The 22,823-nt window shown below is 38.0% G+C and carries 20 protein-coding genes; 7 read left to right on the forward strand and 13 right to left on the reverse strand.

Annotation, left to right across the window (positions count from 1 at the left end):
- Window positions 1-951, forward strand: a 951-nt coding sequence (locus EWM59_RS27815; protein ID WP_445447094.1) for an Ig-like domain-containing protein, incomplete at its 5' end; no start/stop codon positions are given.
- A gap of 435 nt (window positions 952-1,386) precedes the next feature.
- On the forward strand, window positions 1,387-3,393 hold the full coding sequence (locus EWM59_RS23570) for a T9SS type A sorting domain-containing protein (RefSeq protein WP_130023710.1): 2,007 nt from the start codon (window positions 1,387-1,389) through the stop codon (window positions 3,391-3,393).
- Between the two features lie 115 nt (window positions 3,394-3,508).
- On the opposite strand, the gene EWM59_RS23575 is transcribed toward EWM59_RS23570, so the two are convergent.
- The 6 genes from EWM59_RS23575 to EWM59_RS23600 all read right to left on the reverse strand — a co-directional run bounded on the left by EWM59_RS23575 (window position 3,509) and on the right by EWM59_RS23600 (window position 11,183).
- Window positions 3,509-4,942, reverse strand: coding sequence for a DUF4932 domain-containing protein (locus EWM59_RS23575; RefSeq protein ID WP_130023711.1), 1,434 nt, complete (start codon window positions 4,940-4,942; stop codon window positions 3,509-3,511).
- Between the two features lie 57 nt (window positions 4,943-4,999).
- Window positions 5,000-5,746 carry a LytR/AlgR family response regulator transcription factor gene (locus tag EWM59_RS23580; RefSeq protein WP_130023712.1) on the reverse strand — a complete coding sequence of 249 codons (747 nt, stop codon included), beginning with the start codon at window positions 5,744-5,746 and terminating at the stop codon, window positions 5,000-5,002.
- Complete coding sequence (locus tag EWM59_RS23585; protein WP_130023713.1) at window positions 5,743-7,374, reverse strand: sensor histidine kinase; 1,632 nt, start codon at window positions 7,372-7,374, stop codon at window positions 5,743-5,745. The genes EWM59_RS23580 and EWM59_RS23585 overlap by 4 nt, the downstream gene beginning before the upstream one ends.
- A gap of 305 nt (window positions 7,375-7,679) precedes the next feature.
- Entirely contained in the window at window positions 7,680-9,587 is a 1,908-nt protein-coding gene (locus tag EWM59_RS23590; RefSeq protein WP_130023714.1) for a hypothetical protein, read from the reverse strand.
- Between the two features lie 38 nt (window positions 9,588-9,625).
- Complete coding sequence (locus EWM59_RS23595; RefSeq protein WP_130023715.1) at window positions 9,626-10,528, reverse strand: DUF58 domain-containing protein; 903 nt, start codon at window positions 10,526-10,528, stop codon at window positions 9,626-9,628.
- 28 nt (window positions 10,529-10,556) lie between these two features.
- Entirely contained in the window at window positions 10,557-11,183 is a 627-nt protein-coding gene (locus EWM59_RS23600; RefSeq protein ID WP_130023716.1) for a septal ring lytic transglycosylase RlpA family protein, read from the reverse strand.
- Between the two features lie 230 nt (window positions 11,184-11,413).
- Here EWM59_RS23600 and EWM59_RS23605 point away from each other — a divergent pair, with 230 nt between their 5' ends.
- Window positions 11,414-11,764, forward strand: a complete 351-nt coding sequence (locus EWM59_RS23605) for a DUF3276 family protein (protein WP_130023717.1) — start codon at window positions 11,414-11,416, stop codon at window positions 11,762-11,764.
- A 150-nt stretch (window positions 11,765-11,914) separates the two neighbouring features.
- On the opposite strand, the gene EWM59_RS23610 is transcribed toward EWM59_RS23605, so the two are convergent.
- On the reverse strand, window positions 11,915-12,457 hold the full coding sequence (locus EWM59_RS23610; RefSeq protein ID WP_130023718.1) for a hypothetical protein: 543 nt from the start codon (window positions 12,455-12,457) through the stop codon (window positions 11,915-11,917).
- A gap of 145 nt (window positions 12,458-12,602) precedes the next feature.
- On the opposite strand from EWM59_RS23610, the gene ychF reads away from it, so the two are divergent.
- Window positions 12,603-13,706 carry a redox-regulated ATPase YchF gene (gene ychF, locus EWM59_RS23615; RefSeq protein ID WP_130023719.1) on the forward strand — a complete coding sequence of 368 codons (1,104 nt, stop codon included), beginning with the start codon at window positions 12,603-12,605 and terminating at the stop codon, window positions 13,704-13,706.
- A gap of 65 nt (window positions 13,707-13,771) precedes the next feature.
- On the opposite strand, the gene EWM59_RS23620 is transcribed toward ychF, so the two are convergent.
- Window positions 13,772-14,974, reverse strand: coding sequence for a carboxypeptidase-like regulatory domain-containing protein (locus tag EWM59_RS23620; RefSeq protein WP_130023720.1), 1,203 nt, complete (start codon window positions 14,972-14,974; stop codon window positions 13,772-13,774).
- A gap of 122 nt (window positions 14,975-15,096) precedes the next feature.
- On the opposite strand from EWM59_RS23620, the gene EWM59_RS23625 reads away from it, so the two are divergent.
- Window positions 15,097-15,624 carry a hypothetical protein gene (locus EWM59_RS23625; protein ID WP_130023721.1) on the forward strand — a complete coding sequence of 176 codons (528 nt, stop codon included), beginning with the start codon at window positions 15,097-15,099 and terminating at the stop codon, window positions 15,622-15,624.
- 54 nt (window positions 15,625-15,678) lie between these two features.
- Here the strand turns inward: EWM59_RS23625 and mog are convergent, their stop codons facing one another.
- On the reverse strand, window positions 15,679-16,203 hold the full coding sequence (mog, locus tag EWM59_RS23630; protein ID WP_130023722.1) for a molybdopterin adenylyltransferase: 525 nt from the start codon (window positions 16,201-16,203) through the stop codon (window positions 15,679-15,681).
- Between the two features lie 168 nt (window positions 16,204-16,371).
- Here mog and EWM59_RS23635 point away from each other — a divergent pair, with 168 nt between their 5' ends.
- Window positions 16,372-16,878 (forward strand): CinA family protein, encoded by a 507-nt coding sequence (locus EWM59_RS23635; RefSeq protein WP_130023723.1) that lies wholly within the window; start codon window positions 16,372-16,374, stop codon window positions 16,876-16,878.
- On the opposite strand, the gene EWM59_RS23640 is transcribed toward EWM59_RS23635, so the two are convergent.
- The 4 genes from EWM59_RS23640 to EWM59_RS23655 form a co-directional block, all read right to left on the reverse strand.
- The gene (locus EWM59_RS23640; protein ID WP_130023724.1) at window positions 16,862-17,395 is read right to left on the reverse strand and encodes a DUF421 domain-containing protein; all 534 of its coding nucleotides are present in this window, start codon (window positions 17,393-17,395) and stop codon (window positions 16,862-16,864) included. The two genes, EWM59_RS23635 and EWM59_RS23640, sit on opposite strands and share 17 nt — an antisense overlap.
- A 78-nt stretch (window positions 17,396-17,473) precedes the next feature.
- Window positions 17,474-18,970 (reverse strand): MFS transporter, encoded by a 1,497-nt coding sequence (locus tag EWM59_RS23645; RefSeq protein WP_130023725.1) that lies wholly within the window; start codon window positions 18,968-18,970, stop codon window positions 17,474-17,476.
- Window positions 18,971-18,999: 29 nt separating this feature from the next.
- Window positions 19,000-19,845 carry a glucose 1-dehydrogenase gene (locus EWM59_RS23650; RefSeq protein WP_130023726.1) on the reverse strand — a complete coding sequence of 282 codons (846 nt, stop codon included), beginning with the start codon at window positions 19,843-19,845 and terminating at the stop codon, window positions 19,000-19,002.
- Between the two features lie 42 nt (window positions 19,846-19,887).
- Window positions 19,888-21,381: an alpha-amylase gene (locus tag EWM59_RS23655; protein ID WP_229239425.1), complete on the reverse strand. Its 1,494-nt coding sequence runs from the start codon at window positions 21,379-21,381 to the stop codon at window positions 19,888-19,890.
- A 438-nt stretch (window positions 21,382-21,819) separates the two neighbouring features.
- On the opposite strand from EWM59_RS23655, the gene EWM59_RS23660 reads away from it, so the two are divergent.
- Window positions 21,820-22,800 (forward strand): YihY/virulence factor BrkB family protein, encoded by a 981-nt coding sequence (locus EWM59_RS23660; protein ID WP_130023727.1) that lies wholly within the window; start codon window positions 21,820-21,822, stop codon window positions 22,798-22,800.
- The last annotated feature ends 23 nt before the right edge of the window (window positions 22,801-22,823 follow it).

Below are 22,823 nucleotides of genomic sequence, written 5' to 3' on the forward strand. Positions count from 1 at the left end.
ACTACTGCACCAGTATATGACCCAACTACTGCAGGCGTTACTAATTACTACGTAAGTCAGTTAGATGCCAATGGTTGTGAGTCTCATCGTGATACTCTAACAATTAAAGTAAATGCTAAACCAGCTGCACCAGTTGCTCAGGATAAAACCTATTGTCAGGGGGTAGCAGCAGTTGCATTGACAGCTACAGGCGCTTCTGGTAATACTATCTTGTGGTATGGCACTAATGCAACAGGTGGTACAGGGGAAACAACAGCTCCGGTTCCATTAACCAATGCCATTGGTACAACTACTTATTATGTAAGCCAGAAAGACGAAACTACCACTTGCGAATCGAATCGTGATGATGCTATCGTGATAGTAAATGCTACACCTGCACCACCAGTAGTAGCGGCAGTAACTTATTGTGAAGAAGACGCTGCTGTAGCGCTGACAGCCACAGGAGATTCAGGTAATACTGTACAATGGTTTGTAGGAGGTAGCACTACGTTAACTGCACCAACACCAAATACAGCGGTGGCAGGTCTGACCATGTTCTACGTATCGCAAACAATACCTGGTACAGGTTGTGAATCTGGTATGTCACAGGTGCCTGTAACGGTAAATCCGAAACCGGTTGCAACAGTAATAGCTGTAAACTCTCTTTGCGTGGGTTCTGTTTCACAAAACAATGCCCAGTTGATTCTGACCAGATATCGTAACTCAGATGAGGTTTCTTATAACATAGGTAGTACTTATGGCACGCCAACGCCATCTACTTATACAACTGTTCCGTCAGGCGGGGTATTTGCAAGCAACTTGCCAAACCCAACTGCAGCAACACAAGATTATACAGTAAGAATCAAAAACTCGTTTAACTGTACAGTTGACCGCGTAGCGACACTTACCAAAACAGATTGTGCTTGTCCTGGGGGTTATTGTGAACCAGCTACAGTTACCAAAACAAAATAGTAATCGGGCATAATAGCTAAATAATTTAGTTGAATCCTGTAAGGCGTAAGTCTTACAGGATTTAACTGATTATATAATTGATAGATTTTAACTTAGGTTAAATTACCTGATAGCGCTTCTGAAAAAAGTATTTTAAAGTTTTATTTCCCAAAAAACGATTGTTAAGGGGTGTTAATCGAAAAAAAAGATTTAAGATACACAACAGACGTAAATTGGATTTTAGCGATGAATTGACCCCGATAGAGTAAAAGGGAAATGAGAACAATGTTTCCAGAATTTCTTTTTGTCATGGGAAAATAGTATTTTACGGTTATATATGGGTTTTACTATCACAATTCCATTATGCTTTATCAGAAGTGTTTTGTAAGATTTTAAAGAGTTTCAACAAAAATTACTGACTTTGCTAATGAGTGATTTTTAGCTATTGAAATTACGATGAAGAACTTTTTAAGTTTGTCAGGAAGTAAGTATTCCGGTCTTTACAGGGCTGGGTTTATCATAGTGGCATTTATACTGTTAGGCTTCAATAAAGGTGATTCTAATGATTTAATCAATGGTTTCCTGAAAGTAGTTGTACAGGATAGGTGTTATCCGCCTACGTTCTCTGTTCGTAGTATTGATGTAACCCAAGCGAATGCCAATGATGCCAGAATTCTTATTTCTAATATAGATAATGCCACACGATATACTATTTCAGAAAACGGTGTTGAGGGAATAGATTATTCAAAATCTATACTCATTAGTCCCGGAAAAAGAGAAATTGAGATTAAGAACCTGCCTAATCCTGCTACCATAAAAGCATATACCATCAGGGTTTATAATTCGGAAACCTGCTATGCCGACCAGACTATTGTTTTAGAACATGTAAACTTTGCCAACTTGACAGATTACAGCAAATTAGAACTCATTCAGGCAGTAGATATACATACCCCACAATTAGACGAGGTAGTTACTTTTACTACATTGATTGTCAATAAAGGAAATAAAACAGCCACCAACGTTGCTGTTCAGAATTTATTGAGCAGTAGCCTGAAAGTAGTCTATTTCTATGCCGACAAAGGGGTTTTTGAGGCTATTGGCGGAGGATGGGGTATTGGTAATGTAAATGGTGGAGAAACCATTAAACTGATTATCAAGGCTAAGGTAACCCAATCAGGATTATCTTATTGTACGTCTTATATATGGCGACAGAACGGCGTAGAAAAGGATATGAAAAATCCGGTGGCTAATGCCGATGAGAGCGATTATGGTGTAAGTTGTGTAAGTGTGCCTGTAGAGTTGAAAAAAGATGAAACCTATAGGGTTACGCTGAAAAGGTATAAAGGGGTAAAATGGTACTATAAAAATGTATCTTCGGGGCTATATGAAGAAATTACCAAAGATACTTCTCCGAATATTGCCATCATTAATAAAGATAGTTCCCTGAGCATTGCTAAAGGGGGCGAATATACTTTCTCGAAAACATCAGGTACCTGTAATATTACGAGTTGTTGCCCTATTTTAGTGCAAGGCTGTGTGGGGCCTAAAATTGTGATAGACTCTATTTATTGTAACAAAAAAGTAGATAGTTATAGTATAAGGGTAAAACTGGAAGGAGACGACTGGGCACTTATTCAGCAAATTTATGCAGGTGTTACCAATATTGGTATGCCAACCGCATACGATTATCTGAAACGGCTGAATAAATTACCATTACAGTCGAGTGCAGGGTATGTAGTAGCGCATAGTAACGGATTTTATACGATAGAGAATGTTCCGGCTTTCATGCCGAATGTTTCTCTCGTAGCAACAGATATAACAGGTGCTTGTAGTACAAGCAAGATAGTCAATGCACCGAACTGTGAGTTACCTACCGTACAGATTCCGCTGGTATTAAATCAGAACGAAACATTTTCACCCGGCTCACCCATGCCTGCTTTTAGTGTTACCAATACTTCTAAAGGAACAGAGGTACTTTGGTTTGACGATGAAAAAGCCGAAAGACCTATTGCAATGGGTTTGGAGTTTACGCCTAAAAGAGGAGGTACCTATTATGTAGCCGCACGTGATAAGAAAACCAAAGTAGTAAGTGAGAAAAGAGAACTAACGCTTACAGAAGTGAATGATAGTGAAGAAGAAATGTTTACCACTAAAGTGTGTAAGTGTGAAAGTGCTACTATGAAGACAGATGATGATTTGAGTAATGTAAATATTTCAGCTTTATATCCGAACCCTGCTGATAAAGAGATTAATTTTGACTATACTTTGCCCGATAATATTCCTTCGGCAAAACTGGTCTTCTTTAATTTATCGGGTACTGTTATTGATACTTATACGATAGAGAATAGGGATACAAAATTAAAAGTAATCACAGCCGACTGGATGGCAGGTACTTATGTGTATCAGGTAATTATTAATAACAAAAGATTTGTAAGTAATAAGTTTATTGTCATACATAACTAATAAAACAATTACTGATTCTTTATTGAGTGTATGAATGAGTTAAATGGGAGCATGTTTTAAATTATTATTCGCCACTTTTGATGGTTGAATGATAATTTTAAGCATGCTCTTATTATTATTTATTGGTTTGTACAGTTGTTTTAATTTTTGAATATGGGGGTAAATTGATGCCCTGAAGGTTCTGAAGAGGAGTCAGGGTTTTCCAGGGATAGTTAAAAAAAAGATAATTGATGGCATCTTTAACCAGACAAAGACGGAAGCTGACTACTTTTCCCTTATCTGTCCACAGCAGCTTATTGTCAGCAGTAGTAAGACTTATCCGGGTCGATTTTGTTTTTCCATTTTCCTCAATCACATGTATAATATCAAATGAGGGAAGCGGAATCATAGTTTCTGAAAACTCAATGATAAAGGTAGCCGTAGTGTCCTGAATGGTTTGATTATTCAGATTGCACTGCTGAATAACAGGTTTACTTAAAGCATTTTTCAGTGAGCCAAGTCGCTTGATAAATGGTGGATAGAGGTCTTTGATGGTTTGCCCGGGTTTACGATTTTTGTAGAATGTAACCAGTTCTTTGGTAAACAAAGCACTGGCATAAAATCCACGGGTTTCATTCTGCAAAGTCCAGTCGGTACTTACTTTAGCTGCCACAGATGGAAAATATTCTTCTACAAAAATAGCATAAATTCCCCAGGTCATATACTCATTAAACGTTGCCAGACTGTCTGTCTCATAGCCACTACCTGCATCCCATAGTTTATTATCAAAATGGGCTTTTACCAAAGCACGATGTTTTTCAGTAAGCGGATTGACAAAAGCATGGTCTAATTCTGTAAATAACATATGCGTGCCCGATGCAATCTCTTCCTGTGTTGCTTCTTTTACTGTTTTGCCTGTTAGTAAAAAACTGGGTAAGGTAATAAAATCAGTATCCACTCCGGCTACTCTTCTATGGCAGTTCATGCGGCCGACTAACGGAGACATGACAATGGCGTAAGAACCAGTAATAGTGTGTTTGCCTAATTCTCTTTCTAAAAACTGGCGCATTTGGGGATAGTGCTGAGAAATCAGATAGGCATTGGCTAAATCCTGGTAATAGGAAAGATGAGCTTGATAAAACTGCCGGAATCCCAATACTCTCACAAAGTCTTCTACCAGGCTCAGATTTTCTTCAAAAGGATTGAACCCCTGATTGGTTACCATCTGGAACTTTCTTACGAGATGATTGCCTGCATCAAAAGCAAAAGCATAAGAGTCAGTCCGGAAGCTAAGATAATTCTCCCATTGCTTACGTGAATAGTTGACTTTTGTCAGTAGGGGATGATTGCTGTGTTTGTCAAAGTATGTCCTTACCTGCTCATAGTATGCCGATTGTTGCGTTACCTCCCAAGGGTCTTTTTTGCCATAGTCAGTCAATGCCAGAATAATATTGGCCAGTTCATAGCTTTCAGAGAGCCTGACAGGCGAATCAGAATTGGACAATACTTGTGCTTTCACACAAAAAGCGTGCAAAAAGAGCATAAGAAAGAGGGCTGATAGTTTTTTCATCAGAGTAGGGTGTTTAATAAAATTTAAAAGAGATTTTACTGGTAGAAAAAAAGGTTCTCAGAGACGAAGTGCTTTTTTCACTACTTCTCTTTTACCTCTGGAGATAGGTATCTGGGTACCATCGGTGAGCAATAGAAAATCGCCATATTCTTTTTGCCAGCTTCTGATGAATGATTGGTTAACCAGATGTGACTGATGGCAACGTAAGAATCCATAATTATTCAGCAATTCATCATATTCATAAATTGGCTTGCTTACTAATAGTTTTGTTTTGTCGTTTAAAAAGAATGTTGTGTAATTGTTGGAAGATTCACAACGGATAATTTCGTTAGTCTTTACAAACCGGGTTTCCTGTGCGGTTGACAGCGCAACCTGTAAATCTTCTTTTTTAGATTGTGCCTCAAGCCATTGCATCAGATGAATTACCTGCTGGTTCTGGACTTTTAATTGCCGCTGTTTATATGCTCTGGCTACGGCCGCCTGTAACTCAGTAATGTTTACGGGCTTTAGCAGATAGTCAACCGCCGAAAACCGCATTGCCTGAATGGCATATTGGTCGTATGCAGTTACAAAAATCACCTCAAAGTCATACCTTGTCAGGCTACGTAATAAAGCAAAGCCATCCTGATCCGGCATTTGTATATCCAGGAATAATAAATCAGGTTGATAGGTGTATATCGCCGTTTTTCCCTGCTCGGCCGTTTGGGCCATCGCACATATCTCAACTTGTGGACAGTATGCTTCTAGTAAAGCCTTTAAATTATTCAGGTTGTTCAGTTCATCATCAATCAAAACAGCTTTCATAAGAGCCAGTGGGTAAAAGTTAAGGTTACTTCTGTTCCTATCGGTAAATTGTTGGTAAAAATCAGGTAAACAGGTTGTTCAGGATTCAATGCATTCAGTAACCGAATCCGGTTGTTGGTTAGTTCTAAGCCAAACCCATTCGTAGGTTCCGGGGTATTTATACCCTTTCCGTTATCCTTAATCCTGATAACAATGCAATCATCTTGTTTCTCTAATCGAATGGTAATCTCGCCTTTCTGTTGTAAAGAAGCTACTCCATGCTTCACTGCATTTTCAAGCAAGGGCTGCCATAACAAAGAAGGAAGATTATTGCTATATAAATCTAAATGTTCATCTATTTGTATGGAGTAGCCGAAGCCGAAACGCAATTGTTCCAGTTTCAGGTAAGTTTCCATCATTTGTACCTCCTGCCAGAGAGGGGTTTCACCTTTGCTTCCGTTAGTTAACGACTCACGCATCAATCGGGCAAAATCAGATAGATACTCGTTTGCCCCTTTTATATCCTGTTGGTTAATCAGCCCCTGAATAGAATTAAGGGCATTGAATACAAAGTGAGGATTCAACTGTGCATATAGTGCCTGAAGTTCTAAATTTAACTTTTGTTTTTTCTCAGTCTCCCGATTGGTTTTATTACGCTGGCGAATTAGTAAAAACACAAATACAATAAGTGCCATAATAATAAGGCCAATGCCTGTAAGCACAAACTTAAACCAGAGTGTCTGATACCAGTTGGGCTCTACCTCGAAACGGTATTCGGTTACATGTTGCGGTTGGGCAGTGTAACGAATCTGAATCTGATACTGACCGGGCGAAAAATCTCTCAGCCATATAAAACTATTATCAAATTCGTTGGCTTGCCAGGGTCTTATTATCTTGTTATTGCGTAATAACTGGTATTGCACCTGATTTTTTGAATAAATTTCGGCATTCAATACAAAAACCAGGTTTGTATTGGTAGCTGGTAGTTTTAGCTCATTAAGTGAATATTTAGTCTTATCAGTTCTTGTTTTAGCCCAGGAATATTGCAGTTTTTGAAGAAAAATATCTAAATTATCAGAAGTATAAATTTTTGATACAGCAGGGCGGATAGACTCCCATGCTACTAAATTAGTTGCAATAATAGATGTGTTTCCTTGTTTCCGAACGTCAACAACTAACATACTTCCCAACGGAGCTTTATAGCCTCCCAGATAAGCCATTTGAGGCAAACCGGAATCTTTGATTACGGTAGAGTCCGTGAACTGTGTAATAGTTTGCCAGGAAACAATCGTCTTTTGACTGGGGTATTCTATTACCCGAAACTGATAAGTATGGGCATTTTTTCTATTGACACCATGCAGGAAGAACTGAGCGCTGGCTGTATCAAACGTGGTACGGGCAATGATATTGCCAAGACGCAAATCCTTGAAAGAATTATGCTTTGCAAATTCATCAAAATGAATACTATTACCCTGACTCGTCCAGAAGGAGTTGTTTTCTTTAGGAATGGCTAAAATTAATGCTACGGTTTCAGGTTTGTCCATAGCTCCACTCTGGAAACTCTGCGAATAATCACCCCAGTTAATCTGAGCATAGATAGAACTTGATATGTGAACGAGAAAAAAGAAAAATAGGCGTATCCTGTTCATAGCATTATTGTTATGTTTCAAAGGTATATCTATTTTTTTAGCCTTTGGGGCGAACTGTGAATTTGGTAGAGATAACTGTGAATACAGTATTCTAAAGGTATAAAGTGTTAGGGAAATTGATGTAACTATCGTTTTATGTAGGAAATAAGAGTTATGGAGCGGTTAAACAGCGAATGTAATTCGCTGCCTAAAATAACAATGCGGACGCCGCGCGGGAATTATCATCTTACAGGTGCAGACTAAAGTCTGCACACAAAATAAAAATTATTCTATAAACCGTTTTTAGGATTATTTTTTCATAGATTTTAAACAGTTTCGCCACGTCCGTTTACTCTTTGTAAACTGCCTTTTACCGGATTAGTATATTCAAGATAAATGTCCTGCGCATTATATTGACCTGCGGGTAATTCTATAAGTTCGTTCAATACAGTTTTGGCTGACAAGGTTTTCGTAAAAACAGCACTATTTTTTCTATTTTTTATGTGTATTTGAAGACGCTCACCAATTTCAAGTTTCGACTCTACCGCACTTAATTTCAACATATTTCCCTGTAATCGGCCCACGGCCGGAAACTGCCCGTTAATGATTTGTTCGGGGTGGGCAAATGCCAATATCTTATCGGTTTTTTGCCATAAACCATATACCCTGTTTTCGGCTTGCATCTGGTACAGCTTGGCTGCCCATTGACGGTAATTTCCCAGATGACCTTCTCTTTTGGGTTGTCCTGCTCCGTCGCCAAAATATTCCTGCCCAAAGGGTGTTCCTTCTTGGGTAGATACGTGCAGGTCAGGTATGAAATTGCCATTTAACCAGGCTCCACGAAGTGTCAAACCAACATTCCCTCCGGTTACATTTGTCCAGATTAATACGTTATTCAATAAAGTATAAACCAATGTGGCGTGCCATTCGGCAGTAACACGGTCGATAGGGCGGTAAAGATTCGTAAATGGATTAGACTCCAAATCATGCCGTAGAATACCGATAGTCTGGTAAGGGTTATTAATGGCATGAATATTCTGAAAATCCTCTTTTAGGCCACAATCATTGGCAAGCATTTGTAACCGGAAGAAGATTTCAGAATAATAGCCCCCAAACTGATTGATGCCATGATATAATTCAGACTTTAACCGATATTCGCCATAATTATGCCCCTCTGATTGTGATATATCTTTTCTTTCACCTGCGGCTGAAAAATTAATCAATTCTCCTCGCTGGTTTTCCTGAAAAGTATCACTTCTTAGCACCCGGTTCCCAAATTTGTCCACCTTAAAACGGCCATTGGTATCTTTCTGATACATAGGCGTAGTAAGAGGTAAATTAACTTTCGGATAACTGACTAGAATATTATACATCAAATCTTTTCCCCTGAAATAATTATTAATGACACCACTGCTGACTTTTGCCTTGTTTTCATTATAGGAATGTTTGCTGAAAGGAAAGAATTTTTCGTCTAACGATACATTATCGCCATCGTAGTAATAGCCACTTTGCCAGTAAATAAAGCCTTTATTGGGGGCGTAGCTATACAGAATTACTATATGTTTGGGATTATCTTTTTTGGCAGCAGTATAATACCCTTTCAGAAAAGAACTGATTTTAGAATAATCGGTTACACCAGCCTCAATGTCGAGCATGGTATAAGCAAAAGGAACACGCTTGCCGGTAGCATCTAAAGACTGATACTGCATGGCTACATAGTTTTCGGCGCCTTGTGTTTCTAATTCCGAATGGCTTTTTTGCCAGAACATAAAATCATTAAAAAGCGTCCATTTATACCGATGTTCGCCCGGTACCCCTTTTTGCGTATTCAGAAAACAATTGTCAAATCCGGTAGCTACACCTTTCAACAAGGCGATAGGAGGGGTGTCTCCACTATGATTCAAAAACTCTACCCCGTTTCCCCATAGAAAACGGCTATTGAAAGTTTGTGTTGGTCGTCCGTTTACATTCGGGAATACTTCAAACCCCAGCGTGTTTTTGGCAGAAATATCATTGGTACCACTGATTAATGCGGGTAACTGATTGCGTTCAAAATCTGTAAATGAGCCGTTAGCAATAATTTTATCTGGCGCAGGAGGAACCGACACATCTGTCAGTTGGGTAACGCTGAGTGAAGATTTCACAGGTTCGCCTCCAAATAAGCGTCTATAAAGCAGATACATCACGCCTGCCACAGAATTACCTAAAAAGAAACGTCTGCCTGTATTCATCATAGATAAAAGTTTATGGTATGGATTGAAAAGAGGGAGTGTTACTTCATTTTACCTCTTTTTACTAAAAACGCAGAAAGAATCTGGTCGAATCCCTGCGATATATCTGCTTCTACAAAATCTATTTTATATTGCCCGCATTTCAAACGTAAGTCATGATAAAACTCTTTAATGGCAGCCTGATAATGGCTTTTCACTTGTGATGGTTGCACCTTTACCTTTTCTCCTGTTTCAAGGTCAATAAATTCATAAGGGCGTTCATCAAAATTAAACTCTTCTTCAGTATTCTTATCAGTTACATGAAAAAGCAATACTTCGTGCAGGTTATGGCGTAGATGTTGCATAGCCGAAAAAAGGCGTTCGGTATTGGCAATGTCATCAAACATATCGCTGAAAATGACCACTAATGAGCGCTTATGAATTTTTTCGGCGATTTCATGTAATGTTTCTACAACCGAAGTCCTCTTGTTAGGCTTAGGTTTCTGCAGAAGCGACTCTAAATCTAAAAATATTTTATGAATATGCGATGGCGTCGATTTAATAGGCGTCTGTATTTCTATACCCTCCGAAAAAGTCGTAAGGCTGACAGCATCACGCTGTTTTTGTAGCGTGTAAGCCAATGCACCTGCAGCCATAATGCTGAAAGTCATTTTGCCATTAGATTTTTCAGGATAATACATTGACGACGACGTATCTATCAGTAAATGACAACGAAGGTTGGTTTCTTCTTCGTAGCGTTTTACATACAATCGGTCGGTTTTGCCAAATACTTTCCAGTCAATATAACGGGTACTTTCACCGGTATTATAAAGGCGGTGTTCTGCAAACTCTACTGAAAAACCATGAAAAGGAGATTTATGCAAGCCTGTTATAAAGCCTTCTACCAATTGTTTGGCAAGAAATTCAACATTTCCGTATTCCCGTATTTTTACTAAATCTAACATAATTCAGCTCTATGACTTGTTTTCTGTGCTATTTGGTGGTTGTTTTTGGCTTAGTTACTTTTTTTGCCAAGGTTTTCTTGGGTTTACCTTTAGTGGTCGGCGAAGAAGTTTTCCTCCGGCTTGCTCTTTTCTTTTTTAAAGTCTTAGAAGGCTTTTTTCTGACCGTTTTAGGTTTCGGTTTCAGCGGTATTTTTGTCTCTTCTGCTTCAGGTTCATCTACTATTAAATCGGCGGCACTTTTAATCATTGAGTCTGGCCGTTCGATATAAATCGTATCATTTTCGCCTACCACTGTCAGTTTTACCTTCGCTATACCTTGCTGAAACATATCCAGTTTTTTGGCCGCTACATGAGATAGGTCAAGTACCCGGCCTTTTGCAAACGGACCTCTATCATTAACCCTCACAATGCACCATTTATTGTTTGCCAGGTTAGTTACTTCAATCATTGTACCAAAAGGCAAAGTAGGATGCGCACAAGTAAGCATATTTTTCTTCAGAACTTCACCACTGGCCGTTTTTTTACCATAAAATTTGCTTTCGTAATAAGAGGCTTTTCCAAACAGTTCGACTCCGATAATTGATGATTGACAGGATACTTGAGTAGGTTTAAATAGAATGAATAAACATAAAAAAGATACTATTTTTAGTGTCATTCCCGGTTAAAATTTGATTTCGAACTGCATAGATACGAAAATTTCACCAAGTGCAAAAACAATCAAAAATTTTGTATATAAAACATAATTAAAATATTTATGTGGGAAATTTCTTATTTCAAATGAAAATATCATTATTTTTGGTAGAAAATCCTAATAAAATATTTTACATAAAGCAATAAAAACCTATATTTGAAAATCATTCTAAACCTCTAAAACTTAAAAGGATTGTGGAAAGAGAAGACAGAGACAAAATTTACTCTAAACGTGTCAGAGCGGGTAAGCGTACCTATTTTTTCGATGTAAGAAGCACCCGTTCAAATGATTACTACCTAACTATCACCGAAAGCCGTCGTTTTCAGAAAGATGGAGGATTTGTGTTCGAAAAGAGCAAAATGTTTGTGTACAAAGAGGATTTTAACAAATTCCTTGAAGCCCTACAGGAAACAATTGGCCACATCAAAACTGAACTAATGCCGGATTTCGACTTTGACCAGTACAAAAACGAACAAGTTTCTGTTTCTAACGAAGAAACTGATGACTACGCATCAGGTGGTGGTTCTGATTTAAAGTGGGAGTAGTTATTCCTTACTTACCAATTATTAATTTTTGCTGCTGATTCTACTGCTATTTTTTAAGCCGGAATCTGTAAAACCTCTTATTTATTGATAATTGTTGCTTACGTAAGGGTTTAAAGACATTCAGCCTTTGAGAGTTTCTCAGAGGCTTTGCTATTTTAGACTTATCCCTAAGGCTGCGCCAAACTTTGCCTGATAAGTATATCTGGTATAAGGGATATACCTCAGTTTTGCAAAAATCACAGATTTACGACTAATCGGAAAATGAACTCGCAGCCCTGAAACAGCAATGACATAATCTCTCTGTTCGCCGTGTAATAATTCCGGTAATATTAAATTGCCTATTCCTGCTTCAATGAAATATTCTGCCTTTCTCTCTTTCTTTTCCGGATTACAGTCTTTTCTTCTCCTATTATTCCGCTGATTCAGCCAGTAATTATAGGTAATAGCCTGCGGAAATGACCAGATGTCTTGTGGATATGAAACAAGCCCGATTCCTGCCTGAATATTGATAAAACTTTTAGGTCGTTTAAATACCATTAGGTCAACATTGGCACTACCTAATGGACTTACGCCTAAAAGTTCTAAACTGGTGCCTAATGTATATCGGGTTTGAAAAGACTTAAATGTTTGAGAGCAGACATCTGCATAGAGCATTGAAAAAACAAAAATTGTGGGTAAGGACAGGTTTTTCATCAATTAGTATTTAGTCACAGTATATGTATAAAACGTTCAACTTTTGCACTTATTACCAACGAGACTTTTATTTACTTTTGCCTTTCTCCTGCTTTTAGCGTAATTTTGCGGGAAATTTCATTTAGACTAAAGATTATCAGATTATATGCCTTTACAAGCCGGAATTGTGGGATTGCCTAACGTAGGAAAATCAACACTTTTTAATGCCGTATCAAATAGTGCCAAAGCGCAGGCAAGCAATTATCGTTTCTGTACTATTGACCCGAACGTAGGTCTGGTTGATGTACCAGACGAAAGATTGGATAAACTGGCCGAATTGGTAAAACCTAATAAAGTAGTACCAACCCAGATTGAAATCGTTGATATTGCAGGCTTGGTAAGAGGCGCAAGCCGTGGCGAGGGTTTAGGAAATAAATTCTTAGGAAATATCAGAGAAGTAGATGCCATTATCCACGTAATCAGATGTTTTGAAGATGAAAATATTCTGCGTGATGAAGGCGAAATTAATCCGGTAGGTGATAAAGAAATCATTGATACTGAATTGCAGTTGAAAGACCTGGAAAGTGTTGAGAAAAAGATTCAGAAGATTGAAAAACAAGCCAGAGTAGGGGGAGATGCCAAAGCAAAAGCTGAGTTTGAGGTATTGAAACGTTGTCAGGAATGGCTACTGCAAGGTAAAAATGTGCGTGAATTAGGGCTGGCAAAAGAAGAACTTCCGGCAATAGCCGATTTATTTCTGTTGTCTATCAAGCCTGTGCTTTATGTAGCCAATGTTGACGAAGGCTCTATGCACACAGGCAATAAGTATTCGGAAATATTGCAGAAAGTAGCCGACGCAGAAGGAGCTCAGATGATTATTCTGAATAACTCTATTGAAGCACAGATTACTGAAATGGAAGACCCTGACGATAAAGCGATGTTTTTTGAGGAATATGGCATGAAAGAAGCAGGACTGAATCGTTTAATCAGAGCCGCATATAAGCTATTAACACTGCGTACTTATTTCACGGCAGGAGTACAGGAAGTAAGGGCATGGACCATTCAGGAAGGTTGGAAAGCCCCTCAGGCAGCAGGAGTAATTCATACAGATTTTGAGAAAGGATTCATCAAAGCAGAGGTAATAGGCTATAACGATTATGTAAAATATGGCTCAGAAGCCGCTTGCCGTGAGGCCGGACGTTTACGCATTGAAGGCAAGGAATATGTAGTGGCCGACGGAGACGTGATGCACTTCAGATTTAATGTGTAATGCTATAATAAGCAAAGAGCGCCTCGGGATATTTCTCAAGGCGCTCTTTGCTTGATACATACTGCTTATTTTTTACCAGCCATCTTATCCATCATTTCTACCATAGCAGGGGTAGGAATCAGGTAATTGCTCTGTACCCAGAATTTTTCTTCATATTTACCCCCTTTCGGGAAATTGTTGGTTGTCAGTAACTCTTCATCAAATTTTATTGCACTTCGTCCCATTCGCATACTTTCGTTGGCCATAAACTGTACGGTCATGGTAGCTTCTGTTGTAAATTTCTTTTCGAGTTTATCTTCAAAATCTGCCACAAAAGTCAGTTTACTATCCTGCAAATGCCACTTGCCATTCAGAGGCAAAAACTGTGTATAGCCCTTTACAAGTTTGCCTACTTTTTTGGTATTATCTACAAAACTTCTGCCAATCACATCTTTCACACCTTCCGGCGTCATTTCATATTCAATTCTGACAATAGCCTGATTATTGACATCTATATATACTTTGCCGTTTCGCGCTGCTTTTACCCTTTTATTAACAGGCCAGAAACTCATAGAATATACCAGACTATCATTGAAATAGGTCATTAATGAGTCAATTTTAAAGTTGTAATCATTGATATTTCCTTTATCAAGATATTCAGGAATACCCCCCTCTAACGAACGTGTTACAATAGAAGCACCATTCATAAATCCCCAACCATCAAGTTTAGCCGTTTGTCCGACCCAGTCATACCTCCGGCCTTTCAATAATTTAGTTTTTTCAACTCCTATTTCTTTGACTGTATGTGGCCGTTCAACCCGAAGAATACCCTCTGTAATTTTTACAAATCCTAATTTAGCCATTTCGAGCGTTTCAAGATAAAAGCCAATCTGATAAGTAGGGGACGACGGATTGTTTTTCTTTACCAGCGCAAATGCTTCTTTCAATAAAGTTTTGGGGTCTCCGCCTTGTACAGAAGCTAATGTTTCGGCTTTTTCCATTTCAATAACATTGGTTGAGTCAAAGGCAGAGGCTTTTTTGCTCTGGCTCTTATAGCCAATCGCCGAAATAATCAGTATGGAGTCAAGGTCAATTTTCGGAAAAAAGAACTTAAATTCTCCGACAGCATTTGTCTGACTTGAAAAACCTTTGCTGGGAATACTCAGATAAGCATTCGGAAGTATCTGCTGGGTGGCTTTATCAATAATTTTTCCAGAGATTGAAACGTAACCCTGTGAAAAAACAAATGTGGGAAATAATACTACAATTAAAAAGGAGTTAATTCTCATAGATTTTAATTAAAGAATTTACTAATAGTAACGACAAAGATTAAATTTTAATGAAAGGCTTGCATTTTTTTTTATAGTTTGCATACATTTGATACAAGTTTAAACCAAAACTCTCTAAAACAATGAAAAAATTATTCGTACTATTATTTATGGGTTTGTTAAGTTTTTCTGTGCTTGATTTAGCTGCTCAATCAGAAGTGAAGAGCAAAGGTAAGGCAAAAGAAAAAGCTGAGAAAAAAGAAAAGCCGGAAAAAAAAGAAGTAGCAGAAAAGAAAGAGAAACCGGAGAAGAAGGAAAAGCCTGAGAAAAAAGAAACTGCAGAAAAGAAAGAAAAAACTGAAAAGAAAGAGAAACCGGAGAAGAAAGAAAAAGCAGATAAGGTAGCAGATAAAAAAGAAAAGCCTGAGAAAAAAGAGAAGGCTGATAAAGTAGCTGATAAAAATAATACCATTAAGCCTGCGCCAAAAACAACTGTAAAAGATGATGGTAAAGAAGCAGATGGAAGCACACGAAAAAAAATAGCAGGTGCAGATAAACAGATAGGCAAAGACGAGAAAGGCCGCACAATTTATGAAGGTCCTCGTGGTGGTCAGTACTACATCAATTCAAACGGTAACAAGACTTATCTGAAAGCAGATAGAAAAGTATAAAAGATTAGGTTATCTGCAAAAGTCTCAATCTGATTAAGGTTGAGACTTTTTTATTTAGCTTTTAGGCCTGAACTCTTTCATTACTTCCTGATTGCATACCAGATACGGCCCTTCAATCAAATCAATACAGTAAGGAACTGCCGGAAAAACGGCATCAAGGCATTGCCTGATAGCCTTGGGCTTTCCGGGTAAGTTGATGATTAAAGAATGGTTACGTATGCCTGCGGTTTGTCGGGATAGAATGGCCGTAGGAACATATTTCAGGCTTTCCATACGCATCAATTCACCAAAACCGGGCATCATTTTCTGGCATACGGCTTCCGTTGCTTCCGGTGTAACATCTCTTAAGGCAGGACCCGTGCCTCCTGTTGTTACAATCAGGCAACAGTGATGCTCGTCTGCCATTTCAATCAATATCTCCGAAATCAGGGTCTGTTCGTCTGGTATCACTCGATACACCGTTTCAAATTCAGAAATCAGATACTCTTTGAGTGTCTCAACAACAGCTTTACCCGGAATATCTTCATAAATACCTGCACTCGCCCGGTCTGAAACATTAATCACGCCAATTTTTATCATAAATAAATGTTAGTCTAAATACTTGATATAAAACTGCTTTAAAGATAGTACATCGCTAACTAAAAGAACTCATAAAGCCCTGTGTAATTAATTCCTCATTCACATTTGGTCTGATATTTTTACCTGTTTTTTGCAAATATTTATCTAACCTCTATTTATCAGACATTTATGAAAGAAATATTCGATAAAAAAGCTATTGAAATTATCAGAGGGTTTTTAAAGGCCAGTCAGGAAACCATTGCCGTAGCCGAAAGTGTTACTTCCGGTTTTATTCAGGCAGCGTTTTCTACGGCCGAAGAAGCTTCTCAGTTTTATCAGGGAGGTATTACTGCTTATAATGTCGGCCAGAAATTCCGACATCTTCGTATAGAACCTGTTCAGGCTTTGGCTTGTAATTGTGTATCTGAAAAAATAGCTCAGGAGATGGCCTTACATGTATGTGACTTATTTCATAGTCAGTGGGGTATAGGTATTACCGGCTATGCTGCACCTGTGCCCGAATCTGATAATAAACTATATGCTTATTATGCAATTGCACATAAAAGCAGAATAGTAGATACCAGAAAAATAGTCTCCAAAAAAGGAGATTCGGTAAAAATACAGTTGTTTTACACCAACGAAGTGCTATCAGATTTAGGGAGATGTATGCAAAATGCTGTTAATTCTCATGAATAAGTCTTTTCTTAGTAGTTTCTAACTTCTGGCTATATTTCTTAATCATGCTTATTTCTCCATCATGTTCAAGGTATATTTTGTCAATATCTTCGATACTATCTGAGAAAGTAGCTTTTCTAACAGCTTGCATAATATCTTCTTCTCGCACCAGTCCCCGACGCATATTGTTCTTTAAAAAATCTCCATTTTCATATAATATAATCTTTTCTCCTTCTACAACCCTGCCAAATTTGTCGTAATGTGTAAATAACCATCCAATAACCCTGTGCAATACACATAAGGTTAAGCTGGCAACTATAATAGGTAAAAAGGGCGAAGTACCTACTACTGCCCGGCTTAAAATAGCTCCTAACAATATGACAAGGATATTATCTATGGGCGTACGGATACCAAAAGAACGTCTGCCTGCTATGCGTATTAAAGCAAAAGCTATAAAAAAAACAGCAGTTGCCCTAAGTGCCATCTGAAGTGCAGTGAGTTCTGTTTCATGGCTGAAAATTTCCTGGAGCGTTTCCATTTTTAATAATTGGTGTTAAATCTGACTTCTAATCACTAAATCTATGCCAGAGAGAGTAATTCAAACTCCTCTAAGAATTTAAACCTGTTTGGGAATTTCGTTAGGTAAATTTTCAGGTTTTTTCTTTCTGATAATTGCCATCAGGTGATTATGCCAGTTCAGCATATTCCCTAATACAAAATAATCTTTCAGGTTATTACGGATGCTGCTTCGCATGATTTTCACTACCAGATTCTTTTCTACTTCTCCTAACTCTTTTACCCTTACCAAAAACTCAAGTGAAATTAAAGCTAAAAGTGCTCCTATAATAAACAGGAAATTCCATTGATTAAGGGATAAAAGACGGAAAACTTTATCCATATTTGGTGCAATCCATTCGATGCGGATATTCAGATGCTTGTTTGTAAAATAATCGGCTAAGAGTCCTCCGATTAGAGGGCCTATAAAAGAGAAAACAGCCGTAATGGTATTTTTTACAGATAAATAAGCAATGGCTTCTTTGCGTGGCGCAAGTTTTAATCCGATGTTAGTTAATGAAAGGTTAATACCTGCGGTAGCTGTCCCCATTAAGGCGTATATAATTATTAGCAGCGCAAAATTTGAAATAAATTCTGTATAGATACCCACAAAAGACCAGGCACTTATACAAATAATATACAGTGGTGCGCAGATAGAAAGAATGGTTTTGTTACTGTATCGGTCAGCAAAAATACCCCAGCTACGGATAGTGGCTATGCTACATAACTGACTGATAATAGTTAAAGTAATAATGTAGGAGAGCGTGTAGTTCATGTGTTTCATTAAGAATACCGTAAAAAAAGGAACAGCGATATTCAACGAAAACACCCAGAAAGAATTAAAAACAAGTAACCTTAAAAAGTTATTATCTTTAAGGGGCATCACAAAAAGCCTGAAAACATTTTCATCTCCTAAAAAAGACTTTGGTTCAGGAATACGTGAAAGTAAGAAAACTCCTAACAAGCCGGTAGCACCACCTAAAATAAACATACTTCCATAAACATCTAACTCCAGTTTAGGAAAGTGATGCTTCATATAATCAATACCAAGGGCAATAATCAAACTCATACACACATTAAGCGTTTGTGTGTATCCGCTTCTTCTCGAAAAATAAGTACCCATTATTTTCTCCGGTATCAGGTCTTTCATCCAGGCATTCCAACTGAGACCAGCCATAGAGGCAAAAAAGAAATTGAAAAAAAGAAAGAGTATAATAAACTGGACTGAAATACTATTCGGGAAAAACAAGGCAATGATACCTATGATAACTATGGGAATACGAGCCAATACAGAAAAAAGTACGCTGATGGCTCTCCGGTTATTATAGCGTTTTACTAACCAGATGGTTAATAACTGAGAAATATTAGAAAAAGCTGGTAAAGCAGCAATTAAACCCACTTGCAGATTCGATGCGCCTAATAACAAACTCAGAGCCGTTAAGAAAGCCCCGGTTGTCATTACATTCATGGTTTCTGTAGCCAAACCCTCTCTTATGCCGAGCTTCATTCCGCATTCAACGTCCTTTTCGGTCAATATTTCTTTTGGTTGCAGATTCATGAGATAAATATGAGTTATTTAAAGTCGGCTTACCCGTTTACAATTTCACCACCGTTTACATGGATCACCTGCCCTGTAATATAACTGGCGTCTTCAGAAGCAAGAAATACATACGCCGGAGCAACTTCAGCCGGTTGGCCTGCCCGTTGCATAGGGGTATCTTTTCCGAAAGTGTCCAACGATTCATCAGGAAATGTGGTGGTGATTAGTGGTGTCCAGATTGGCCCCGGAGCTACCGCATTTACTCTTATTTTTCTGCCGTTCAATATCCCTGAAAGTGAGCGTGTAAAAGAAACAATAGCCCCCTTTGTGGCAGAATAATCTAATAGAAAAGGATTGCCTTTATAAGCAGTAACAGAAGTGGTATTGATAATAGCACTTCCTTCTTTCAGATGAGGCAAGGCCGCCTGAACTAAAAATATCTGAGAAAAAATATTAGTCCTGAAAGTTTGCAGTATCTGCTTCTCTTTGATGTTTTCTATTTCTGTCTGTGGATATTGCACGGCTGCATTATTTACTAAAATGTCAATCTTTCCCCAGGTTTTTATTACTTTATCAATTATTTTCTGGCAATTGCTTTCTATACTAATATCGGCACTTACAATAATGGCTTTTGTACCCTTTTCTTCTACTAATTTTTTGGTTTCTTTGGCATCAGCACTTTCTTTTCTGAACACAATGGCTACATTGGCACCTTCACGGGCAAAGGCCACACAAATGGCTCTGCCAATGCCACTATCACCACCCGTAACTATGGCTACTTTGTTTGCCAGTTTTTTATCTTGTCTGTCGTAGGCTCTTTCAAAAATGGGCTTTTGCTCCATTCCGCTCTCGGCCGATTCGGCCTTATCAATTGCTTTTTTTGAAGATTTCATGTTGATGTGGATTTATTACTATTATTATGATAATTCAGAAAATTATTTGTCTTTGAGTACCCAAACAGCTACCGAACCTGCATTTACCTTGAAATTTCCAAGACCGTTTTTATCTATTAATACTTTGCTTTTATTGTTGCCAAGATAATCTATAAAGTATTTGCCTGCGTATTCTATCCCTACCTGCATAGTTTTCTGGTTTTTCTCACCATTAGACACCAAGACTACACAACCTTTATGTGATTCATCACCTTTTCTTACCCAACCTATACAATTAGCCTCGTCAAAGTAATCGTACTGTTCTCCCCATGCAAAATTTTGTCGGGCTAAAAGAAGTTTGTCAAGTACCGAAATCTTAGGCATGGTTACATGTTCATCTGTCCCATCATGCCCTTTTTCAGCATAGCAAGTGCCATAAAAATCACAATAAAAAACACAGGGATAACCTTCCTGCCGAAGTAATATGAACGCATAAGCCAATGGTTTAAACCACGCATCTACAGATGATTCTAAACTCTGAAAGGGTTGAGTATCATGATTTTCGACAAAAGTGATGGCTAAATCAGGTCGGATGGTCAGTAAAGAATGATTAAAAATACCTCTCAAATCATACTCTTTTCCTGCTTTTGAAGCATGGTGAAAATTGTAATGCAGGGGAACATCGAACAGATGCACACGAGATTCGGTAGCTTTAATGTATTCTTCCAGCACATATACATCATCAAAAGCCCAATATTCTCCCACTACAAACAAGTCAGGCTTGACATTAATGCGCATATAATCAATCCATTCATTATAGAAGTCGGGAGAAATATGCTTCAGAGCATCTAATCGCACGCCATCAAAGCCCACGGTTTCATAGTACCATTTGCCCCAGTGTTTTAATTCTTCCCGAACAGACGGATTCCTGAATTCGATATCCGAAAACATCAGGTAATCATAATTTCCTTTTTCATTTCCTACTACTTCTTCCCAATCATCACCATAATCGTTGATAATGCTATAAATACATTTTTCAGATTCCTGTACGTTTTTGGCACAGTCCACGCCTGTAAAACAATTATAGTCCCATACAAAGTCAGAGTATTTCTTTTTTCGGTTAGGAAAATTAAATTTTGTGTTGGCTTCAATCTCAAAGGGAGCACTAATGAATTCATTACGATTTTCTGTGTTTACCTTTCTCACCATTACTTTTTCTGTGCCATCAGCGCCGCCCTTATGGTTTAAAACGATATCAACATAGACCTGAATGTTTTGTTGATGAAGTGTATTGATTGCTGAAATATATTCTTCTTTGGTACCATACTTGGTTCTGACACTACCTTTCTGGTCAAATTCGCCTAAATCGTAAAGGTCATATACATCATATCCTTCTGAAAATCCACCACTACAGCCTTTATAGGCCGGGGGCAACCAAACTGCCGAAATACCTGATTTTTTTAGTTTTTCTGCTTCCTGGCTGACCTTTTTCCAAAGTGAGCCATCAGCAGGATAATACCATTCAAAAAATTGAATCATTACCTCATTCAAAGCCATTTTATTGTATGTTTAATGGAACAATTAGTTGCTTTTAATTTGAAATAAGTAATCTACTCAATAGGTTATTTTCGACCTTTTGAACTAAAACGGGTCGGAATTATAATTGATTACAAAAAATCTATGCGAGGTACTCTTATAATAGAAACAATCAAAGAAGGTAAAAAGGATATTTTACTATTATTTATTTCTATAATAATAAAATATTCTTGTTTTTAAGGAAAATTTAATACGAAATACCCATTAGCAGGCACAATTGTAATTCTGAAGCTGTTTGAACGCCTTGTAGACATTTTTGCTTTAATATTATTGGTTTTCAATGTTTATGCGTAACTAATTCCACAGAACCGCTATGGACTGAAATTTTAGCCAAAAAGTACGTATAGTAGTAAAATATCTTTTTGTTGAACCGTTTTCAAATTTACTATTATGAGTATTATGAGCAATTCAAAATCAAGTCCGAAAAATTTGTGGTTGATTACTAAGAAATCTTTTGAAGCATGGAATGCCGCTGACCCGTTCCGCCAAAGTGCTATCATTGCATACTACGCTATTTTTTCTATCCCGTCTTTATTAGTAATTATTATTGCGCTGGCAGGTTTAGCTTTTGGCAGAGAAGCTGTGCAGGGAGAAATTTCTAACCAGATTGGGTCTGCAATGGGTACCGATACAGCCAAGCAGATAGAAGAAATCATCGCCAAAGCAGGCGAACAAAAAAAGTCTATCATAGCCACAATTATCGGGATAATCTCGCTTGTTTTTGGAGCAATGGGAGTTTTTCTGCAATTACAGACTTCTTTAAACCAGATATGGGAGGTTAAAGTAAAACCGGAACTGAAAGGGAAAGAAAAATGGCTGAAACTGCTGAAGGACCGTTTGTTTTCTTTTGGTTTAATTGTATCAATCGGGTTTTTATTATTGATTTCGCTAATACTCACTACTGCCTTAGCGGCTTTCAGTATCTGGATAAAGGCTCATTTACCTGATTTTATGCTGTTCTTGTTTCAGTTTATCAACTTCCTTGTCTCTTTTGCAGTTATCTCGGTGCTATTTGCGCTCATGTACAAGATTCTGCCTGATGCCAGAATCAAGTGGAGAGATGTATGGATTGGTGCGATGGTAACAACCTTGCTGTTTATTTTAGGTAAGTTTGGTTTGGGTGTGTACTTTGGCAAAGCAGAACCCGGCTCTACTTATGGTGCTGCAGGGTCTATCATCTTGGTAATGCTATGGGTGTCTTATTCATGTATGATAGTCTTTTTTGGGGCTGAATTTACCAAACAATTTGCTACACACTTTGGTCGGGGTATAGAGCCAAGCAAAGATGCCATACTTGTGGAATTATCAGAAGAAGAAGAGTTGCTGGTAAATAAAGCTGTTAAACAAAGAGAAAAGTCCAGAAAGATTGAAAAAGCCTGATACTTACTGCACCATAAACATAT

The sequence above is a fragment of the Emticicia agri genome (assembly GCF_004168285.1).
GTDB lineage: Bacteria > Bacteroidota > Bacteroidia > Cytophagales > Spirosomataceae > Emticicia > Emticicia agri.

Excerpts from the sequence above, each read along its gene's own strand:
- EWM59_RS23590 (WP_130023714.1), bottom strand. The coding sequence starts at position 9,587 with ATGATGAATACAGGCAGACGTTTCTTTTTAGGTAATTCTGTGGCAGGC.
- EWM59_RS23660 (WP_130023727.1), top strand. The coding sequence starts at position 21,820 with ATGAGCAATTCAAAATCAAGTCCGAAAAATTTGTGGTTGATTACTAAG.
- EWM59_RS23610 (WP_130023718.1), bottom strand. The coding sequence starts at position 12,457 with ATGAAAAACCTGTCCTTACCCACAATTTTTGTTTTTTCAATGCTCTAT.
- EWM59_RS23640 (WP_130023724.1), bottom strand. The coding sequence starts at position 17,395 with ATGGAAACGCTCCAGGAAATTTTCAGCCATGAAACAGAACTCACTGCA.
- EWM59_RS23585 (WP_130023713.1), bottom strand. The coding sequence starts at position 7,374 with ATGAACAGGATACGCCTATTTTTCTTTTTTCTCGTTCACATATCAAGT.
- EWM59_RS23635 (WP_130023723.1), top strand. The coding sequence starts at position 16,372 with ATGAAAGAAATATTCGATAAAAAAGCTATTGAAATTATCAGAGGGTTT.
- mog (WP_130023722.1), bottom strand. The coding sequence starts at position 16,203 with ATGATAAAAATTGGCGTGATTAATGTTTCAGACCGGGCGAGTGCAGGT.
- EWM59_RS23655 (WP_229239425.1), bottom strand. The coding sequence starts at position 21,381 with ATGGCTTTGAATGAGGTAATGATTCAATTTTTTGAATGGTATTATCCT.
- EWM59_RS23645 (WP_130023725.1), bottom strand. The coding sequence starts at position 18,970 with ATGAATCTGCAACCAAAAGAAATATTGACCGAAAAGGACGTTGAATGC.
- EWM59_RS23570 (WP_130023710.1), top strand. The coding sequence starts at position 1,387 with ATGAAGAACTTTTTAAGTTTGTCAGGAAGTAAGTATTCCGGTCTTTAC.
- EWM59_RS23650 (WP_130023726.1), bottom strand. The coding sequence starts at position 19,845 with ATGAAATCTTCAAAAAAAGCAATTGATAAGGCCGAATCGGCCGAGAGC.
- EWM59_RS23575 (WP_130023711.1), bottom strand. The coding sequence starts at position 4,942 with ATGAAAAAACTATCAGCCCTCTTTCTTATGCTCTTTTTGCACGCTTTT.
- ychF (WP_130023719.1), top strand. The coding sequence starts at position 12,603 with ATGCCTTTACAAGCCGGAATTGTGGGATTGCCTAACGTAGGAAAATCA.
- EWM59_RS23620 (WP_130023720.1), bottom strand. The coding sequence starts at position 14,974 with ATGAGAATTAACTCCTTTTTAATTGTAGTATTATTTCCCACATTTGTT.
- EWM59_RS23580 (WP_130023712.1), bottom strand. The coding sequence starts at position 5,746 with ATGAAAGCTGTTTTGATTGATGATGAACTGAACAACCTGAATAATTTA.
- EWM59_RS23600 (WP_130023716.1), bottom strand. The coding sequence starts at position 11,183 with ATGACACTAAAAATAGTATCTTTTTTATGTTTATTCATTCTATTTAAA.
- EWM59_RS23595 (WP_130023715.1), bottom strand. The coding sequence starts at position 10,528 with ATGTTAGATTTAGTAAAAATACGGGAATACGGAAATGTTGAATTTCTT.
- EWM59_RS23625 (WP_130023721.1), top strand. The coding sequence starts at position 15,097 with ATGAAAAAATTATTCGTACTATTATTTATGGGTTTGTTAAGTTTTTCT.